Raw genomic sequence first — 19,036 nt, 5'->3', positions numbered from 1 at the left:
CAGGTGGCGCCTCACCGCCTATATCTAACGCGCCGCTTTCTTGTCGGCACGGAACCTTGTTTTCGTGAGGGGCCCAGCAAACAAGTCCTCATTCAGGAAATAAAGTACTGGAGCTATGTCTTCTTCATTCATTACAAACGCGCCTTCGGGATTTAAGAGGACATCCGGGTTCAGATCTGCCTCTCGCATTGCTTCGATAAGCGCTTCTTTCGGAACTGTGTCTAGGTGGCCGCGCCGAACAACGGCTTCAAGCCTCGCCCTAATTCGACTGTCCCTTTGGGCGCGGGTGCTTAGACGATCCCGGCCAGCAGTTTCGATCGCTAGTGACTTGTTTAGGTCGCCGGTCCACTGAGGCACCTGACTAACGAGAGCATCCTGACTTCGGAAAATTGCGGCGAAGACCGTCTGAGAGAGGATGTAAAGGTCGGATCCGAGAACTACGAGATCGAACCATTCGTCAAAGGCAAATATTGGCGCCTCGATCCGCTGTAGCGCGTCTGTCATCAACGAATAGATCCGGCCTCGTTTCAATCCGCGCCTTGGATTGCTTCGTCGAAGAAAGACCGTCCTGTTGCCTGCTCCGGAACCCAGGGTTATGGCGTAAAACGAGAGGTCCCCCGCGGGCAGTTCTTTGGGAGTAATCTGCGGAAGCGTTTCAGCGAGGCGCAACGCCTCGAGAAGAACGAGATCGCCGTGCTCGGCACCCATTTGCGGCGCGGTTCCAACGTCGGCGAGTCGCAAGACCAAGCACGTCTCCGGAGAAAGGTCGGCATCTGGCGCCCAGTCCTGGAGTTCTCGTTCCTCGATGTCCGAGATAGTCCTTAGTATCACCTCCCGGAATGCGCTCCCGACTGACTGACTGATTGCAACTTGCCGCACTTTTGTCTTCTGGCCTGAGATCCATCCCACTGATAGCGTGATGGACGAGGTTACGTCGATTTCCGAAAAGGAGGCATGATCAACCATTTGAGGCTCCATCTGTTATGTGGCGTAGCTTAAAGCAACTCCCAATAACTCTAAACGCTGTGAGAGATGTTCCAGAAATCGGAGCTTGCTTTGCAAAAAGTACTATTTTGCTGCCAGCCGAAGTCTCGACCAAGTACGTATGTATTCCAAATGCGAGCAGCAAAGGATTGACAAGTCCGAGACTTGTTCTGAAAAGAAGAGTTAGCAAGAGGAGGGCGAAAACTCCATATGCAAGCCAGTTGGAAAAAGTTTCCACCGAGGCAAATGCGAACGGGAATAGATAGGTGAGCAAGTAAGCGGGCACTTGTGTGCTTTCGTCCTCTACTCGCACAACCTGAAATGGGGTATCTTCCATTCCGCCCCTCACAAGCACGACTAGTGGAAGAGTGAGCGCAGAAATGAGGGCGGCGGCTCCGAGCGTCATAGCAAGTTTCAGATCTTGCTCGATAAATCGGATTGCAATAATTAAGACGAGTGGAGAAATCGATGACGCCACCATGAAAGTTCTAATCAATTACTGTCCTTCGAACCGCGATTGAGTGTGCGCGCCGTCGCGCGCGTCTCGGGCTCAGGTCGACGATCGTGATAATCACTTCACTTCCCTCGCAGATGTGAGCATGCCACAAGATGAAGGCAGTGCGACCAACCAGGATTGTTGGTAGGTGGAATTGCCTAGTAGTCCTGCACATGGGTTTATCCTCGCTTTCACTACCGACACCGGTCGTGATGAGGATCCGCGGACCGGACTCCCGACGCTCCGCGCCAGCGCGTGTGCCGGACCGACCCGCACGTTAGGCTCGTCCCCGATGCGAGGGGTGCTGCTGTGAGGGACGAACGCGGGGACGACGGCTCGAACGAGGGAGTCGGCGACCAGCCGACCCGGCGGAGCCTGCGGCGGGCGCCGCACGCGCTGCCCGAGGCCCGCGTCGCGACCCCGGTGCTCACTCCGGTCCGTCCCGTGCGCCGACGACGGGGCCGCGTCTTCCGCACCACCCTCAGCACGGTCGCCCTCGCCGCGATCGCGGGGCTGGTCGCCGTCTCCGCGCTCCCCGCCTACTCCGTCGATCCGGTGCCCGACTCGCAGGCCGCCGTCGAGGCCGCGGCCCGCGTGCGGGCGCTCGGCAACCAGAAGCTCACGGTCGCTCCGACCGCGCTCCAGGAGCAGGTGATCCGCGACTCCTTCACCGCGCCGACCCAGGCCCAACTCGACGAGGCCGCCGCTCAGGCGCGGGCCCTCGCCGCCGCCGAGCAGGCCGCGCGAGACGCCGAGACCGCCCGCCTCGCCCAGGAGGCGCAGGCCGCAGCCGGCACCGACGGCACCACCGCGGGCAGCGGCGGCACCAGCACCTCGGTCACCCCCCGCGAGGAGGGTGACGACTACCCCTGGCGGGACCAGCTCACCGACGACCAGGGCGGCGGGCTCTCGCCGCTGCGGTACTACTACCGCGAGTGCGTCGACTTCGTCGCCTGGCGGATCAACCGCGACCAGGGCTCGACGAGCGCGCCCTTCAAGTGGACCTGGGGCAACATGACCCCGGGCGGCGGCAGCGCCTACGCCTGGGCGGGCCAGTGGGCCTCCCACGGCTGGGTGACCAGCAGCACGCCCGTCCCCGGCGCGGTCGCCTGGTTCACCGGCAACCACGTCGCCTACGTGCAGGCCGTCAACGCCGACGGCACGGTGTCGCTCGAGGAGTACAACTGGGGCAACGACCACGCGTACCACAAGCGGACCATCCCGGCCTCCCAGGTCGCGCTCTTCCTCTACCCGCCGAGCTGATGACCGGCGCCGTCGGCATGGCCGTGGCGCAGTTCGCTCCCACGCAGGACCGGGAGGCGAACCTCGCGACGATCGGGCGCCTGGCCCGTGTCGCCGCCGAGCGCGGGGCGAGCCTCGTGGTGCTGCCGGAGTACAGCTCCGCCTTCACCGATCCGCTCGGGCCCGAGCTGGTCGCCGCGGGCGAGGCGCTCGACGGGCCGTTCGTCACGGGTCTCGCAGCCCTCGCGCGCGAGCTCCGGATCCACCTCGTCGCGGGCATGGTCGAAACGATCGACGGCCACCGCATCGCGAACACGCTCGTCGCGCTCGACCCCGAGGGCGTGCTCGTCGCCCGCTACCGCAAGCTGCACCTGTACGACGCCTTCGGCCGGACCGAGTCGGAGTGGGTCGCCGCGGGAGAGATCGCCGCGCCCGAGACCTTCGTGGTCGGCGGCCTCGTCGTCGGCCTGCAGACCTGCTACGACCTGCGCTTCCCCGAGGTCAGCCGCTGGCTGGTCGACGCCGGGGTCGACGTCATCGCGGCACCGGCCGAGTGGGTGCGCGGCCCGCTCAAGGAGGCGCACTGGCGGACGCTGGTCACCGCTCGCGCGCTCGAGAACACGATCTACCTCGTCGCAGCCGACCAGACGCCGCCGATCGGGGTCGGCACGAGCATGATCGTCGATCCGATGGGCGTCGAGATCGCCACTCTCGGCGAGGTCGAGGACGTCGCCGTCGCCTGGGTCTCACGCGAGCGGATCGACGCGGTGCGCGCGACGAACCCGGCTCTGGCGCTGCGGCGCTTCCGGGTGCTCCCCCTCTGAGCGCCGCCACCGCCGCCACGGCGCCGGGGAGCCGGCCGCATCCGGTGCCGCCGGCTCCTCAGCGCGCCATCCGGGCGAGGCCCGCGACCGCCGTCTCCAGCACCTCGAACCGCTTGCAGAACGCGAAGCGGACCAGCGACCGGTAGGCAGCGGCGTCCTCGGGGCGGCAGAACGCCGACACGGGCACCGCCACCACTCCCGCGAGCTCCGGGAGCGCCCGGCAGAGCGCGACTGCGTCGTCGTAGCCGAGCGGTGCCGCGTCCGCGACGACGAAATAGCCGCCCGAGGACGGCGCGACGCCGAAGCCGGCCGCGGCCAGGCCCGCCGACAGCAGGTCCTTCTTGGCCGCCAGCGTCCGCGCCACGCCGGTGAAGAAGGCGTCCGGGAGCCCGAGCCCGAGGGCGACGGCCCCCTGGAACGGCGAGCCGCTGACGTAGGTGAGGAACTGCTTGACCGCGAGGACGGCCGTGATCAGCTCGCGCGGGCCCGTGACCCAGCCGATCTTCCAGCCCGTGGTGCTGAAGGTCTTGCCCGCCGAGGAGACGGAGAGTGTCCGCTCGAAGGCTCCGGGAAGGGAGGCGAGCGGGACGTGCGGAGTGTCGAAGCGCAGGTGCTCGTAGACCTCGTCCGTCACGATCAGGGCGTCGTGCCGCTCGGCGAGCCGCACGATCAGCTCGCGGGTCTCTGCCGGGAGGACGGCACCGGTCGGGTTGTGCGGGTCGTTCACCAGGATGACCCTCGTCCGGTCGCTCACCGCGGCGGTCAGCTCGTCATGGTCGACCGTGAAGGAGGGGCCGCGCAGGAGCACGGTGCGGTGCACCCCTCCGGCGAGGGCGATCAGGGCTCCGTAGGCGTCGTAGTGCGGAGTGAAGGTGAGGACCTCGTCGCCCGGCTCGAGCAGGCCCAGCAGAGCCGCGGCGAGGGCCTCGGTGGCACCCGTGGTGACGAGGACCTCGCCGTCGGGGTCGAGGGCGATCCCGGAGAAGCGCAGCCGGTGCGCGGCGATCGCCTCGCGCAGCACGGGGAAGCCGGGACCCGGCGGGTACTGGTTGATGCCCGACGCGATGGCGGCACGCGCGGCGTCGAGGATCTCGCGCGGGCCGTCCTCGTCCGGGAAGCCCTGGCCGAGGTTCACCGCTCCGGTGCGCAGGGCGAGCGCGCTCATCTCGCTGAAGACGGTGGCGGCGACCTCGCCGCCGGGGCCGAGGAGGCCGGCGCCCGCCGCGGCGCGGGACCAGGATCCGGGAATGCTCACGTGCCCAGTGTGCCCGCTCGGGGCGTCCGGCCGGTTTCATTTCCCGCTCGCAGGCCCGTCATAAGAAACGCCCAGGTACGATCGCCAAGCTATCCCCGCTTGGAAGGAGCAGCACCCATGACCGAGAGTCACGAGGGTCCTCGTCAGCCGGAGGAACCCACCACGCCGACGGAGTCCGGCGCCCGAGAGGCGACCGAGCGCACCCACGGCGAGAGCTCCGGAGTGTCGTCCTCGACCACCGGGCCCACCGAGCCGATCCACCAGGGCGGAGCGCACCGCGAGAGCGGGAACCCGACCGTCCCCTACCCCTCCTCCTCGGCCCCCCAGCCCCCGTACACGCCGAACGCGACGGCCGGCAACGAGGCGCAGCCCGTCTCCCAGCCCGCCCGCTACGGGCAGTACGCGCCGCCGGCGGCGAACACCCTGCACGGCTCCGAGGAGCCGCCCTCCTCGAGCCCCTTCGGCCCCGGCGCCGAGTACACCCCCGCCCCCACCGCCACGAAGCGCCGAGCCGGAGTGGGCGTCGTCGCGGCGCTCGCCATCGGCGCGGTCGTCGGCGGAGTCGCGGGAGCCGGCGTGTTCGGCCTCTGGTCCGCCTCCAACGGCGGCGGGACCCGCGTGGTCTCCGCCGGCGGCTCGCAGACGATCACGGTCAACAACGCCGAGGACGCGACGACCGCCACTGCGGTCGCCGCCAAGGCCACTCCGAGCGTCGTCACCATCGCGGTGAGCGGCAGCTCGTCCGCCGGCACCGGCTCCGGCATCGTGCTCTCGAAGGACGGCTACGTCCTGACCAACACCCACGTGGTCACCCTCGACGGCGAGATCGCGAACGGCACCGTGTCGGTCACCACCAGCGACGGCCGGATCTTCGACGCGACCGTCGTGGGCACGGACCCGACCCTCGACCTCGCCGTCATCAAGCTGACCGGCGCGACCGACCTCAGCCCGATGACGTTCGCGGACTCCACCAAGATCAACGTCGGCGACACGGCGGTCGCCATCGGCGCCCCGCTCGGCCTCTCCGGCACCGTGACCGACGGCATCGTCAGCGCGCTCAACCGGAGCATCCAGGTCGCCTCCTCGGCGGCTCCGGACGACTCGGGCGACAGCTCGAGCGGCGGCACCGAGAGCCCGTTCAACTTCGACATCCCGGGCCAGCAGGCGCCGACCCAGGCGAAGAGCACCATCTCGCTGCCCGTCATCCAGACGGACGCGGCGATCAACCCGGGCAACTCCGGCGGCGCGCTGCTCGACAGCGACGGCGAGCTGATCGGCGTGAACGTCGCTATCGCGAGCGCCGGCCAGTCCTCCTCGAGCGGCCAGTCCGGCAACATCGGAGTCGGGTTCGCGATCCCCAGCGCGATCGCGGAGCGCATCGCGAAGGAGATCATCGCGAACGGCTCCGCCTCGCACGGCCTGCTCGGCGCGAGCGTCTCGGACTCGACCGCGGACGTCCTCGGCGCCCGCATCGAGGAGGTCTCCGGAGGCGGTGCCGCGCAGGCGGCCGGTCTCGCCAAGGGCGACATCATCACCGCGATCGACAGCACTCCGATCACGAGTGCGTCCGACCTCACTGCGCAGGTCCGCGCGCAGGCCGCGAACGCCGCGGTCGAGCTGACCTACGTCCGCAACGGCCAGAGCTACCAGGCGAAGGCGACGCTGGGCCAGATGGCCGCCGGCTGATCCTCCGACGCCGCGCACAGCCCTTCGAGGATCCGTCCCCGGGGGGCTGTGCTCGGCCACCGCGCACAGCCCCTCGAGGATCCGTCCCCGGGGGGCTGTGCTCCGCCACCGGGCACAGCCCCTCGCGGATCCGTCCCCGGGGGGGCTGTTCCGCGTCCGGGCCGGGCCCCGGGGCGGGGCGGTCCCCGCTGGTAGGGTGGTGGATCCCTGCGCCCGCGCTCCTCCCGCACGAACTGGACCCATGCAGCCCGAGATCCCGGAAGACGACCTCTCCGACCTGCCCGGCGTCTCCTACGTCATGCCCGTCCTCAACGAGGTCGCGCACGTGCGCGCCGCGGTCGACTCGCTGCTGCACCAGGACTACGCCGGCCCCTTCGACGTCGTCCTCGCCGTCGCCCCGAGCATCGACGGCACGGAGGAGCTCGTCGCCGAGCTGAGCGCGGCCGATCCGCGGATCCGCGTCGTGCCGAACGAGGTCGGCTCCACTCCTGCGGGCCTCAACGCCGCGATCCGCGCCTCGCGCCACCCGGTCGTCGTCCGCGTCGACGCGCACTCCGTCCTGCCGCCCGAGTACGCGCGCACGGCCGTCGAGGCGCTGCAGCGCTCCGGAGCGGCGAACGTGGGCGGGGTGATGGCGGCGGAGGGGCTCACCCCGTTCCAGCGCGCGGTCGCCCGGGCGTACGGCTCGCGCATCGGCCTGGGCGGCACACCGCACCACGTCGGCGGCGAGGAGGGCCCGGCCGACACGGTCTACCTCGGCGTCTTCCGCCGCTCCGCCCTCGAGCGCGCCGGACTGTTCGACGAGCGCTTCAAGCGCGGGCAGGACTGGGAGCTGAACCGGCGGCTGCGCGAGCGCGGCGAGGTCGTCTGGTTCACTCCGCGGCTCACCGTCACCTACCGGCCTCGGCCCTCGATGCGCGCCCTGCTCCGGCAGTTCCTCTCGACCGGGATGTGGCGCGGCGAGCTGACCCGGATGTTCCCGGCCTCGCGGTCACTGCGCTACTTCGCCCCGCCCGTGCTCGTCGCGATGCTCGCCGTCGGGCTGATCGTCGGGCTGGCGGGAGTCGTCCAGGCGCTCGCCGGAGTCGCACCGTGGCTCCTGCTCGGGTTCGCGGTGCCCGTCGCCTACCTCCTCCTGGTCGCGGCGGCCACCCTCGTGGTCGCGCGGCCGGACGGCGCGCGTGCGATGCTGTGGTTCGCCGTGGTCATCCCGGCGGTCCACGTGGCCTGGGGGACCGGCTTCGTGCTCGGCTTCGCCGGGCTGACCAGCAACATCTCCGCCCACCGCCACCAGCCGCGGTCCGACTCGCCGAGGGGCGCATGACCACGACGACGAGACCCCGCTCCATCGCCGAGCTGCGCGCCGTCGCGCAGCCGCCGGAGGTGCGCGGGCGCCGCAACGCCGAGCACTGGACCGCGTCGCTCTACCTGCGCCGCTTCTCGCCGTACCTGACCTGGCTGCTGCTGAAGACCTCGATCTCGGCGAACGGCGTCACCGGGCTGATGATCCTGGTCGGCTGGAGCGCGGCGGCCGCCCTCCTGATCCCCGGGATCGCCGGAGCCGCGCTGGCGCTGCTCCTCGGCCAGCTGCAGATGCTGGTGGACTGCTGCGACGGCGAGGTCGCGCGCTGGCGTCGCACGTCCTCGCCGGCGGGCGTGTTCCTCGACAAGGTCGGGCACTACACGACCGAGGCGCTGATCCCGATCGCGCTCGGGCTGCGGGCGGCGGGCCTCCCGTTCGAGGCGCCGGCGGACTTCCTCTGGACGACGATCGGCTTCGCCCTGGCCCTGGTGATCGTCCTCAACAAGGCGCTCAACGACATGGTGCACGTGGCGCGCGCGAACGCCGGGCTCACGAAGCTGGCCGACACGAAGGGCGAGGCCGTGCCGTCCTCGTCCGGACTGGCGAGCCTGCGCCGGGCGGCCCGCTTCCTGCCCTTCCACCGCCTCTACCACTCCGTCGAGCTGACGATGCTGGCCTTCGCCACCGCTCTCGCGGGCCTCGTCGTCGGAGCGGGAACGGCCGACCGGGTCCTCGTGGGGGCGCTGCTGCCGCTCGCCCTCCTCGCTCTGGCCGGCCACTTCGTCGCGATCATGGCCTCCAAGCGTGTCCGCTCCTGAGCCCCGGGTCGGCGTCGTCGTCCTGACGCAGGGGACCCGGCCCGACGACCTCGCCGCGGGGCTGGCCGGCGTCCTCGCGCAGGAGGGCGTCGACCTCGACGTCGTCTGCGTCGGCAACGGCTGGGAGCCGGACGGCCTGCCCGAGGGAGTGCGGGCCCTGGCGCTCCCCGAGAACCTCGGCATCCCGGCCGGCCGGAACGCCGGAGTCGACGCCGTCGCGGGGGAGTACCTCTTCTTCCTCGACGACGACGCCCGGATCCCGTCCCCGCGCTTCCTCGTCGACGCGGTCGCGCTGCTCGCCTCGAACCGCCGCATCGGCCTGGTCCAGCCCCGCGTCGACAGCACGGACGGCACGCCGAGCCCGCGGCGCTGGACCCCGCGCATCCTCAAGGGCGACCCCCGCCGCTCCGGCCCCGTCTTCTCGGTCTGGGAGGGAGCGGTCGTGCTGCGGCGCGACGTGTTCACCCGGACGGGCGGCTGGGCGGCTCCCTTCTTCTACGCCCATGAGGGCATCGAGCTGGCCTGGCGGGTCTGGGACACCGGACGCACCGCCTGGTACGCGGGAGAGCTCGTCGCCCAGCACCCGGTCATCCAGCCGACCCGCCACGCCGACTACTACCGGCTGAACGCGCGCAACCGCGTCTGGCTCGCCCGCCGCAACCTCGCGGCGCCTCTGGCGCTCATCTACGTGGGGTGCTGGACCGCGATCCAGTGCCTCCGCTGGCGTCGCGACCCGTCCGCCCTGCGCGCCTGGTTCGCCGGCTGGCGGGAGGGATGGCGCTCGGATCCGGGCGGCCGGCGCGTCCTCTCGGCTCGGACGGTGCTCCGGATGGCGTTCGCCGGGCGTCCGCCGATCGTCTAGCATCGGGGAATCCGCCCCCGCCGGGGCCCCCGAAAGGACGACGGTGTTCGATTCGACCCAGCTCTCCCCGCCCGAGCGCGCCGAGGCGGAGGCGACCCCCGCCGGACCGGACCTCCTCACGGCGGTCCGCGAGCGCCTCGGCGCCGTCGACGACGAGTTCTCCGGCCGCCTCGACGAGCACCTCCCGCGCCTGGTCGATCTGCTCGCCACGGTGTACGCCGGCCGCGACGACCTCGAGGACCAGCTGGTCGCGATCGTCGAGCTCGCCGCCGCCTCCTGGGAGGAGCGGCCCGAGGAGCTCCGCGCGCTCGACCGCACTCGCGAGCAGCACCCGACGTGGTTCCTCTCGAACAAGGCGCTGGGCGGCGTCTGCTACGTCGACCGCTACGCCGGCGACCTCGAGGGGCTGCGCGCCGAGATCCCGTACTTCCGCGAGATCGGGCTGAACTACCTGCACCTGATGCCGCTCTTCGACGCGCCCGAGGGCGAATCGGACGGAGGGTACGCGGTCTCGAGCTACCGGCGCGTGCGCCCGGACCTCGGCGACATGGAGCAGCTCCGCGGGTTGGCCTCCGAGCTGCGCGAGCAGGGCATCGCGCTCGTGGTCGACTTCGTCTTCAACCACACTTCGAACGAGCACGAGTGGGCGCAGCGCGCGCTCGCCGGCGAGCAGCGCTTCGAGGACTACTACTGGATCTACCCGGATCGGGAGCAGCCCGACGCCTTCGAGCGCACGACGCGCGAGATCTTCCCGGAGGACCACCCCGGCTCCTTCGTCCAGCTGGAGGACGGCCGCTGGGTCTGGACGACGTTCCACCGCTACCAGTGGGACCTGAACTACTCCAACCCCGAGGTGTTCCGGGCGATGGCGGGCGAGATGCTCTTCCTCGCCAACCAGGGGGTCGACGCCCTGCGGATGGACGCGGTCGCGTTCATCTGGAAGGAGCTCGGCACCACCTGCGAGTCGCAGCCTCAGGCGCACCTGCTGCTGCGCGCGTTCAACGAGGTCTGCCGCCTGGCCGCTCCGGCGCTGCTGTTCAAGTCGGAGGCGATCGTGCACCCCGACGAGGTGATCGAGTACATCGACGTCGAGGAGTGCCAGCTCTCGTACAACCCGCTGCAGATGGCGCTCACCTGGGAGGCGCTCGCCACCCGCGACGTCCGCCTCCTCGCGCAGGCGCTCGAGCGCCGGCACGCCCTCCCCGAGGGCACGGCCTGGGTCAACTACGTGCGCGGGCACGACGACATCGGCTGGACCTTCGCCGACGAGGACGCCGCCGAGCTCGGGATCGACGCCGCCGGCCACCGCCGCTTCCTCAACGACTTCTACACCGACCGGTTCGACGGCACCTTCGCCCGCGGAGTCCCGTTCCAGGAGAACCCGCGCACCGGCGACCGCCGCGTCTCGGGCACGACCGCGTCCCTCGCCGGAGTGGAGGCGGGCGACGCCTACGGGATCGACCGCGTGCTGCTCGCGCACTCGATCGCCCTGAGCACCGGCGGTCTGCCCCTGCTCTACCTCGGCGACGAGGTCGGCCAGCTCAACGACCACGGCTACCTCGACGACCCGACGACGGCCGGCGACTCGCGCTGGGTGAACCGGCCGCGCCGCCCCGCGGAGCGCTACGACGAGCGCGAGGTCCCGGGGACGGCAGCGAGCGAGGTCTTCGGCGGGCTCCTGCACCTGATCGCCGTGCGCAAGGCCGTGCCGATGTTCGCCGGCACCGAGCTGAGCGTCTTCGACCCGGTCAACGACCACGTGCTCGGCTACCAGCGCCCCGGCGACGGGGAGTCGGTGCTGGTTCTCGCGAACGTGTCGGACGAGGTCCAGGAGGTCGCGGCCGAGCGGTTCGGAGGGTTCGCCGCGGAGGCGGTCGACCTGGTCACCGAGATCGCGGTCGACCTGCGCGAGGGCTTCCGTCTCGCTCCGCTGCAGTTCGTCTGGCTGAGGGTGACCCCGGCCTGATCGGCCCGCCGGACGCCCCCGGCGCGGGGGCCGCCGGTACCCTGGAGCGGATGACTCCCGCTCCCCGTGCCCTGCTCGCCCGCCTCCGCACCGACGCGCGACTCGCGCGCAAGGTGGGCGGCGAGCTGCTCGCGGCCCGCCGGGCCCGCCACGCGGTGGCCCGGCTGCTCGCGGAGCGCGGGCCGCTGCCCGAGGGCCGCTTCGAGATCGGCGTCTACTTCGCCGACGGCGACATCAACCTGTACCAGCTGCGGCAGTGGTACCGACCGCTGGCCGAGCTGGCGCTGACGCACCCGGTCGTCCTGCTCAGCCGCAACGCCGGCGCCGCGGAGGTGCTGCTGCACGAGAGCCCGGTCCCCGTCGCCTACGTCCGCTCCGTCGCCGACCTCGAGAGCACCATCGCGAGCCAGCCGCTGAGGATCGTGCTCTACGTCAACCAGAACGCCCGCAACTTCCAGATGATGCGCTACGGGCGCCGCTGGCACGTCTTCGTCAACCACGGCGAGAGCGACAAGATGTACATGACGACGAACCAGTTCAAGGCGTACGACTACAGCTTGATCGCCGGGGACGCCGCCCTCGCCCGGCTGCACCGCGTGCTCTGGGACTACGACTTCGACAAGCGCGCCCTCGCCATCGGCCGCCCGCAGGCCGACCACTTCGCCGGCGCCGTGCCGCTCACGCCCGACGAGCGGCGCGTGGTGCTCTACGCGCCGACCTGGGAGGGCGACCGCCCCGCCGCGGGTTACGGCTCGATCCGGAGCCACGGCACGGACCTCGTGCGCGGGCTCCTGGCCGACCCGCGGTTCCGGCTCGTCTACCGCCCGCATCCCCGCAGCGGGGCGGTCGACTCCGACTACGCCGCGGCCGACCGGGCGATCGTCGCGATGATCACCGCTGCCAACGCCGCCGATCCGCGCGCCGGCCACGTGCACGACACCGGTGCCGAGCTCGGCTGGCAGCTCGCCGCCGCCGACCTCGCGATCCTCGACGTCTCGGCGATGGTCTACGACCGGCTGGCCACGGGGCGCCCCCTGCTGGTCACCCGGCCCGTCAGCGCCGAGGCGGAGGTCGACGAGAGCGGCTACCTCGGCGACGCGGAGTGGCTGCGCGCCGAGGACGCCTCGGCGATCGTCGCGCGGATCGACAGCGCCGAGCACGATCCGGAGTCGGTCGAGCGGCTGGAGCGCTGGGTGCACCGCTACTTCGGCGACACGTCTCCCGGAGCGGCGACGCGGCGCTTCCACGCGGCGATCGAGCACCTGCTCGCCGAGTGGGAGCGGCACGCCGCTCTGCACCGGGGCGACGGCGCGGTCGACGACCACGATCCGGAGGGCTGAGCGGGCGGCAGCACCGCCCGGACCGCCGCGTCAAGGGTGGGCCCCGTCGCCGAGCGGCCTCCCGGCGCCCCGCTACGCTCGTCCCATGATGACCCCGCGCGCCTTCGCCCGCTCCCGCCGGCGCCGGTCGGCACCCGCCCAGCCCGCGGTCGAGCCGGACATCGTGGTCTCCGCCGACCCGGAGAAGCCGGTCTTCACGATCCGCTCCTTCCGCATCGGGCTGTTCGGCGCGCTGGGCGTGCTGGTGGCGCTCGTCCTGGGCGGCCTCGTCGTGCAGCTGGGCACGGTGCTGACCTACATCTTCGTGGCGCTGTTCTTCGCGCTCGGCCTCGATCCGCTGGTCTCCTGGCTCGAGAGCAAGCGCCTGCCGCGGCCGCTGGCGATCACGGCGGTGTTCGCCGCGGTGGTGCTGATCTTCGCCGGTCTGCTGGTCTACATCATCCCGATCCTGGTCGAGCAGCTGACGATGTTCGTCACGAGCGCTCCGCAGATCGTCACCGACATCGCCTCGCAGCAGTGGGTGCTCGACCTCGAGCAGCAGCTGCGCGGCGTGATCGACATCGACGAGCTGATCGAGAGCGTCCAGAGCTTCATCGGCAACCCCAACAACCTGCTCTCGCTCGGCGGCGGACTGATCGCGGTCGGGACCGGGATCGCCAGCGGCGTGACCGGCGCCGTCATCGTGCTGATCCTGACGCTGTACTTCCTCGCGTCGCTGCGCTCGATGAAGGCCGTCGCCTACCGCTTCGCCCCCGCCTCGCACCGCGCGAAGGCGCACGAGGTCGGCGACGAGATCACCGGCGCCGTGGGCCGCTACGTGGTCGGCCAGGTCTCGCTGGCCGGGGTGAACGGGGTGCTCACGTTCATCCTGCTGCTCTCGATCGGCGCCCCGGTGCCGGCGCTGCTGGCCTGCGTCGCGTTCCTCGGCTCCCTGATCCCGCTGGTCGGCACGCTCTCGGGCGCCGTGATCATCTCGCTCGCCTGCCTCCTGGCCTCGCCGCTGACCGCGCTGGTCGCCGCGATCTACTACCTCGTCTACATGCAGGTCGAGGCGTACCTCCTCAGCCCCCGCATCATGAACAAGGCCGTCTCGGTCCCCGGTGCGGTCGTCGTGATCGCGGCGGTCGCGGGCGGCACCATCGCGGGCGTGCTCGGCGCCCTGGTCGCGATCCCGGTCGCGGCGTCGGTGATCATCGTCGTGCAGAAGGTCGTCTTCCCCCGCCAGGACGCCAAGTAGCGGACCGCACCGCGACGGCCGGTCCGCTCAGCGCCAGGGCGGCACCGCGCCGTCGACCGCGGCGGTGAAGCGGCGGACCGACTCCGGGACCACGACGCCCTCCTCCGCCGGCACCGGCATGAGTGTGCGGGTGACCAGCGGCACGACGCCCGCCCAGACCCCTGCCTCGGGCTCGTCGCCCGCTCCGTGCGCGCGCACCTTCAGGCTCGCCTCGGCCAGGGGGAGGCGCAGCACCAGCGTCGCCGCGATCTCGCGGGCGGTGCTCGGCCGCACCTCCTCGTCGCGCCCCGGCAGGAGGCGCGCCACCAGCAGGTCGAGGGCCCTCGCCTTCTCCTCGCCCTCCAGCGCCTCGGCGCGGCCGATCACCATCGCCGAGCGGTAGTTCATCGAGCTGTCGAAGGTGGAGCGGGCGACGACCAGGCCGTCGACCAGCGTGACCGAGGCGGTGAGGAGCGAGTGCCTCGCCGCCTCCCGCAGCAGTCCGCCGCCGCTGGACCCGTGCAACAGGAGGGAGTCGCCGTCGCGGGCGAACAGGATCGGCAGCACGATCGCGGCGCCGTCCCGCACGACGGCGACGTGGGCGATCAGCGCTTCGTCGAGCAGGGCGTGCAGCTCGGCGGGATCGGTGCGCTGGCGGTCGCGGAGACGGGAGACGCGGGTGCGGTCGGTGACGGGGAGACTGTCCATGTCGGAATCGTCCCGCGCCGACTGGATCTGCCAGGATGCCACTGGGCCGCGATCGGAGTGGTCCAGAGCGGAGCGGTCGATGGCATCGGGCGATCTGGAGATCCCGCTGCTGCTCGGGCCGTCGCCGCGCGGCTCGGTCCGCGCTGCGCTCGCCGAGGCGCTGCGCCAGGCGGTGCTGGACGGGCGCTACCGGGCGGGGGACCCGATCCCGTCGAGCCGCGTGCTCGCCGAGCGGCTCGGTGTCTCGCGAGGATCGGTCGTCGCCGCCGTGGACCAGCTGGTGGGGGAGGGCTACCTCGTCGCCCACCCGCGCGCGGCGGTGACGGTCGCCTCCGACGGACTGCTGGCGCCGGCGCCGCACGAGCCGCGGCCCGAGTCCCGGGAGACCGTCGCCCCGCCCGCTGCGGCGGACCTGCGGCCCGGCAGGCCGGACACCCGCGCCCTCGACACCCCGGAGTGGCGGGCCGCCTGGCGCCTGGCACTCGCCTCGCCGCCCTCGGCGCCTCCTCGGGGTTCCGGGGACCCGGCCCTGCGGGAGCAGATCGCGGAGCAGTTGCGCCGGTCCCGCGGCGTCGACGTCCGGGCGTCCGACGTGGTGGTGACCAGCGGTACCGCGGGTGCCGTCGCGCTCCTCGCCCGAGCCGCCTCGGCCTCGCTCGGACGCGAGGTGCGGGTCGCCGTCGAGGACCCCGGCTATCCGGCGGTCCGGCGCCGCCTGCGCGCCGACGGGCACGAGGTCGTCGGCGTCCCGGTGCGCGGGGACGGCATCGACCTCGACGCCCTCGCGAGCTCCGGCGCGGACCTGGTCGTCGTGACTCCGTCGCACCAGTACCCGACCGGCGGCAGGCTCGCGCTGGCCGAGCGCCTGGAGCTGGTGCGCCGCGCGTCGGCCGGCCCCCTGCTCGTGGTGGAGGACGACTACGACAGCGAGTTCCGCTACGTCGGCGCCCCGCTGCCCGCGCTCGCCTCGCTGGACTCCGGCGGCGGAGTCGCCCACGTCGGGTCGTTCTCGAAGACCGTCTCGCCGTGGCTCCGCATCGCCTACCTCGCCGTTCCGCAGGCGTCCTGGCTGCGCGGTGCACTGGCCGGGCTCGACGACGAGAAGGACGCCTCCGCCTCGGGTCCGACGCAGGCGGCACTCGCGCAGTTCATGGCGAGCGGGGCGTTCCGGAGGCACCTCACCCGTTCGAGACGGCGCTACGCCCACCGCCGCGAGCTGGTCCGCGCCTTCGCGGAGTCGGCGCCGTGGGGGCGCGCGAGCGGACTCGACGGGGGTCTGCACGTCGTCCTCTCCCTGCCCGCGCCTCTGGACGCGCACGCCGTCGCGGCCGCGCTGCTCCGGGAGGGACTGCTCGTCGCCACCCTGCACGAGTACGCCCTGTCGGGACGGGCTGCGACCGAGGCGCTGGTCCTCGGCTACGGGCACGTCAGCGACCTCGAGCTCGCTTCGGCGCTGGACCTCGTCGACCGGACCGTCCGCGCGCTCGCCGCCGGGGCCGTCCGTGGTATCCCTGGAGGATGACCCGCGATTCCGCCCTGCACATCACCGACGATCCCGACGCCGACGCGCTGCTCAGCCGCGACCCGCTGGCCCTGCTGATCGGGATGCTCCTCGACCAGCAGGTCGCGATGGAGACGGCCTTCTCCGGGCCCCGCAAGATCGAGGAGCGCCTCGAGGCCGAGGGCGCCTCCTTCGACGCCGCGTCGATCGCCGGCTTCGACGAGGACGCGTTCTCGGAGCTCTGCCGGACGCCGCCGGCGATCCACCGCTATCCGGCGAACATGGCGGGCCGCGTGCAGGTCCTCTGCCGTGCTCTCGTCGACGACTGGGACGGCGACGCCGCGGCCCTCTGGACGCGCGAGGACCCCGACGGACGCACGGTGCTCGCCCGCCTGAAGGCGCTGCCCGGCTTCGGCGAGCAGAAGGCGCGGATCTTCCTCGCCCTGCTCGGCAAGCAGCGCGGGTTCACGGGCGAGGGCTGGCGCGAGGCCGCCGGCGCGTACGGCGAGGAGGACTCCTTCCGCTCGGTCGCCGACATCGTCTCGCCGGAGTCGCTGACGAAGGTCCGCGCCACCAAGCAGGCCGCGAAGGCCGCCGCCAAGGCGAAGAAGTAGGGCGCGGGGGCGGCGGATCGATCGAGCGCTCGACGACGGTCCCGGTCGCCCGCTCGGCAGTCGCAGGCCGAGTAGCCTGATCCGATGATCCCCGCCGCCACCGCCCGGCTGCGCTTCCGTGAGATGGCCGTTGAGGACCTTCCCGCGATGGCGGACCTGCTCGGCGACCCGGTCGTGATGCGGTACTACCCCGCGCCGAAGGACCGCGAACAGGCGGCCGCCTGGATCGAGTGGAACCGGCAGAACTACCGGGAGCACGGTTTCGGGCTGTGGATCGTCGAGACCCTCGACGGCGAGTTCGTCGGCGACTGCGGTCTGACCTGGCAGCGCGTCGACGGCGGCAACGAGCTCGAGGTCGGCTACCACGTGCGGGCCCGCCTGCAGGGCCGCGGCTACGCCACCGAGGCGGCTGCGGCCTGCCGCGACCTCGCGCTCGCCCACCGCCTCGCGGGACGACTCGTGGCGCTCGTGCACCCGGACAACGCCGCCTCGAGGTGCGTCGCCGAGAAGACTGGCCTCCGCGTGATCGGCGAGGACCGCGACGACAGTGGACTCGTCCGCACGATGCTCGGGATGCCGCTCGGCGGGCCCGCGAGCCTCCGCAACGAAGGCTGAGCGCCCCCGTCCGCGCTCGAGCGCCGTCGATCGACCGCTCAGCCTTCGCTGTGCGGGTCTCGGTCTAGAGCCGGTCGTCCAGTGCCGCGATCAGCGCCGCGCGGTCCTCGCGGAGGATCGAGGCCCCGCCCCCCGGCACGGTCCGCACCTCGACGCCGCGGCCGGCGAGGACGCCGCCCAGCGAGCCGTGGCCCAGCGGGTCCTCCGGCAGCACGGCGAGCGTCGGCACGGGGAACGTCTCGGGGGCCTCGGCCGCACCCCGCGCCGTCAGCCCGTCGGCGGAGTCCTGCTCCCAGAGGGCGTGGGCCGACACGTCGAGCTCGATCTGCTCGTCCGTCCAGATCGGGTGGCGGTGGCGGAGGGAGTCGGCGTCGCCCTTCTCGACGTGCGCGACCGAGCCGCCGCGGTGGAGCGCGCTCGTCAGACCGCGGGCGTCGGAGAACGCGGGGTCGAGCAGGATCAGCTGATCGGCCCGGTAGTGCGGAGCGAGCCGGGCGGCGACGACGGCTCCGAGGCCGTGGCCGATGACGAGGTCGGGGGTCTGCAGCACCGAGGCGCGGACGTCCGACGCCCAGCGCTCCGGCGAGTACACGGGCGACGCGGGGGAGCCGCCGTGACCGGCGAGGTCGGGGGCCACCACGCGGTAGCCGTGCTCGTGCAGTGCGGGGACCAGGGCGTACCAGATCCGGGAGTCGGAGCCGAGGCCGTGGAGGAGGAGCGCCGTCCGCTCGCCCGTTCCGCCGTAGTCGCGGACGAACAGCGCCAGCGGCTCGGCCGGAGCGGCGGCCAGCGCCTTCCGCTCGGCGCGCGGCGGTTCCAGCAGGAGGGTGTTGCCGAACGCCTGCGGTGCCGGCCCGAAGGCGTCGCGCGCGCTCTGGATCACCTTGCGGCCGAGCATCGCGTTGCCGACACCGCCCAGTGCCGCTCCGATCCCGAACGGCATCGCGCGGCCGATGAGCCCCGCACCCTGCTGGGCGAGGAAGTGCTTGGCGAAGGACTTCTTCGCGCGGTCGGCCAGCTCGCCCACGAGGAAGGACGGCAGGCCCTTCGTGACCACCGAGCCCCAGTACTGGTTGAGGCCGCTGCCCCCGCCGACGGCCTGCCCGGCCACCTGGCGCACCATCTCGCTGCCGGAGGAGCCCATCATCAGCGTGAGCACGAGGGCCCGAGCGCGGTCCGGGTCCTCGAGCGGGATCCCGTGTACCTCCGTCACCGACTGCGCGAAGAGCGCGCTCGCCTCCAGGAACCCCGCCGCTCCCGCGCCGGAGAGGGCCACCGAGGCGGCCGTGCCGATGCCGGGGACGACGGCGGTCGCTCCGATCGCCGCGCCTCCCGCGGCCACGCTCGAGAGGTACTGCCGCTCGAGCGAGGTGATGATCTGCTCCGGCGTCGCACCGGGACGCCGGCGCCGCAGCAGACGGATGTTCGCCAGCACGGCCGGGCGCTGCACCGCGAGGAGCCGGTCGAGCAGCTTCGCCAGCTGCGCGTTCTCGGAGCCGTCGGCCTGCTCCACCTCGCCGGCCCTCTCCACGGCGCGCTCGCGCTTGCGGTCCTTCTGGGCCATGTCGTGCACTCCTGCGTCCTCGGGCGCCGCGTGCGGGAGGGG

The 19,036-nt window shown here is 71.9% G+C and carries 17 protein-coding genes; 12 read left to right on the top strand and 5 right to left on the bottom strand.

Annotated elements, in window-relative coordinates; all coding sequences use genetic code 11:
- Positions 1–24: 24 nt before the first annotated feature.
- Together C5D44_RS17565 and C5D44_RS17560 are read right to left on the bottom strand one after the other, a co-directional pair.
- On the bottom strand, positions 25–966 hold the full coding sequence (locus tag C5D44_RS17565) for a Kiwa anti-phage protein KwaB-like domain-containing protein (protein WP_181118429.1): 942 nt from the start codon (positions 964–966) through the stop codon (positions 25–27).
- The gene (locus C5D44_RS17560; RefSeq protein WP_146087958.1) at positions 959–1,465 is read right to left on the bottom strand and encodes a hypothetical protein; all 507 of its coding nucleotides are present in this window, start codon (positions 1,463–1,465) and stop codon (positions 959–961) included. Before C5D44_RS17560 ends, C5D44_RS17565 begins: the two co-directional genes overlap by 8 nt.
- A gap of 324 nt (positions 1,466–1,789) precedes the next feature.
- On the opposite strand from C5D44_RS17560, the gene C5D44_RS02635 reads away from it, so the two are divergent.
- Together C5D44_RS02635 and C5D44_RS02630 are read left to right on the top strand one after the other, a co-directional pair.
- Positions 1,790–2,743 carry a CHAP domain-containing protein gene (locus C5D44_RS02635; protein WP_104280744.1) on the top strand — a complete coding sequence of 318 codons (954 nt, stop codon included), beginning with the start codon at positions 1,790–1,792 and terminating at the stop codon, positions 2,741–2,743.
- On the top strand, positions 2,743–3,546 hold the full coding sequence (locus C5D44_RS02630) for a carbon-nitrogen hydrolase family protein (protein WP_104280743.1): 804 nt from the start codon (positions 2,743–2,745) through the stop codon (positions 3,544–3,546). Before C5D44_RS02635 ends, C5D44_RS02630 begins: the two co-directional genes overlap by 1 nt.
- Positions 3,547–3,604: 58 nt before the next feature.
- Here C5D44_RS02630 and C5D44_RS02625 read toward each other — a convergent pair whose 3' ends face one another.
- Entirely contained in the window at positions 3,605–4,801 is a 1,197-nt protein-coding gene (locus C5D44_RS02625; RefSeq protein ID WP_104280742.1) for an aminotransferase class I/II-fold pyridoxal phosphate-dependent enzyme, read from the bottom strand.
- 117 nt (positions 4,802–4,918) lie between these two features.
- Between C5D44_RS02625 and C5D44_RS02620 the strand changes: the two genes are divergently transcribed.
- The 7 genes from C5D44_RS02620 to C5D44_RS02590 all read left to right on the top strand — a co-directional run bounded on the left by C5D44_RS02620 (position 4,919) and on the right by C5D44_RS02590 (position 14,013).
- Positions 4,919–6,487: a S1C family serine protease gene (locus C5D44_RS02620; RefSeq protein ID WP_104280741.1), complete on the top strand. Its 1,569-nt coding sequence runs from the start codon at positions 4,919–4,921 to the stop codon at positions 6,485–6,487.
- A 241-nt stretch (positions 6,488–6,728) separates the two neighbouring features.
- On the top strand, positions 6,729–7,811 hold the full coding sequence (locus C5D44_RS02615; RefSeq protein ID WP_181118428.1) for a glycosyltransferase family 2 protein: 1,083 nt from the start codon (positions 6,729–6,731) through the stop codon (positions 7,809–7,811).
- On the top strand, positions 7,808–8,608 hold the full coding sequence (locus tag C5D44_RS02610; protein WP_104280740.1) for a CDP-alcohol phosphatidyltransferase family protein: 801 nt from the start codon (positions 7,808–7,810) through the stop codon (positions 8,606–8,608). Before C5D44_RS02615 ends, C5D44_RS02610 begins: the two co-directional genes overlap by 4 nt.
- Positions 8,595–9,470, top strand: coding sequence for a glycosyltransferase family 2 protein (locus C5D44_RS02605; RefSeq protein ID WP_104280739.1), 876 nt, complete (start codon positions 8,595–8,597; stop codon positions 9,468–9,470). Before C5D44_RS02610 ends, C5D44_RS02605 begins: the two co-directional genes overlap by 14 nt.
- A gap of 43 nt (positions 9,471–9,513) precedes the next feature.
- Complete coding sequence (locus tag C5D44_RS02600) at positions 9,514–11,436, top strand: amylosucrase (RefSeq protein ID WP_104280738.1); 1,923 nt, start codon at positions 9,514–9,516, stop codon at positions 11,434–11,436.
- Between the two features lie 50 nt (positions 11,437–11,486).
- A complete protein-coding gene (locus tag C5D44_RS02595; RefSeq protein WP_181135469.1) occupies positions 11,487–12,776 on the top strand; it encodes a hypothetical protein in 1,290 nt (429 codons plus the stop codon).
- A gap of 85 nt (positions 12,777–12,861) precedes the next feature.
- The gene (locus tag C5D44_RS02590; protein WP_244229611.1) at positions 12,862–14,013 is read left to right on the top strand and encodes an AI-2E family transporter; all 1,152 of its coding nucleotides are present in this window, start codon (positions 12,862–12,864) and stop codon (positions 14,011–14,013) included.
- 27 nt (positions 14,014–14,040) lie between these two features.
- Here C5D44_RS02590 and C5D44_RS02585 read toward each other — a convergent pair whose 3' ends face one another.
- On the bottom strand, positions 14,041–14,700 hold the full coding sequence (locus tag C5D44_RS02585; RefSeq protein WP_104277637.1) for a pyridoxamine 5'-phosphate oxidase family protein: 660 nt from the start codon (positions 14,698–14,700) through the stop codon (positions 14,041–14,043).
- A gap of 79 nt (positions 14,701–14,779) precedes the next feature.
- On the opposite strand from C5D44_RS02585, the gene C5D44_RS02580 reads away from it, so the two are divergent.
- The 3 genes from C5D44_RS02580 (at position 14,780) to C5D44_RS02570 (ending at position 17,430) form a co-directional block, all read left to right on the top strand.
- Entirely contained in the window at positions 14,780–16,222 is a 1,443-nt protein-coding gene (locus C5D44_RS02580) for a PLP-dependent aminotransferase family protein (protein WP_181118427.1), read from the top strand.
- A complete protein-coding gene (locus C5D44_RS02575) occupies positions 16,219–16,815 on the top strand; it encodes an HhH-GPD-type base excision DNA repair protein (RefSeq protein WP_104280736.1) in 597 nt (198 codons plus the stop codon). Before C5D44_RS02580 ends, C5D44_RS02575 begins: the two co-directional genes overlap by 4 nt.
- 84 nt (positions 16,816–16,899) lie before the next feature.
- Positions 16,900–17,430 (top strand): GNAT family N-acetyltransferase, encoded by a 531-nt coding sequence (locus C5D44_RS02570; protein ID WP_104280735.1) that lies wholly within the window; start codon positions 16,900–16,902, stop codon positions 17,428–17,430.
- Between the two features lie 64 nt (positions 17,431–17,494).
- On the opposite strand, the gene C5D44_RS02565 is transcribed toward C5D44_RS02570, so the two are convergent.
- Entirely contained in the window at positions 17,495–18,994 is a 1,500-nt protein-coding gene (locus C5D44_RS02565; RefSeq protein WP_104280734.1) for an alpha/beta fold hydrolase, read from the bottom strand.
- Between the last annotated feature and the right edge of the window lie 42 nt (positions 18,995–19,036).

The organism is Rathayibacter sp. AY1B5 (genome assembly GCF_002932795.1).
Classification (GTDB): domain Bacteria; phylum Actinomycetota; class Actinomycetes; order Actinomycetales; family Microbacteriaceae; genus Rathayibacter.
This window is presented reverse-complemented; position numbering and strand designations above follow the sequence as displayed.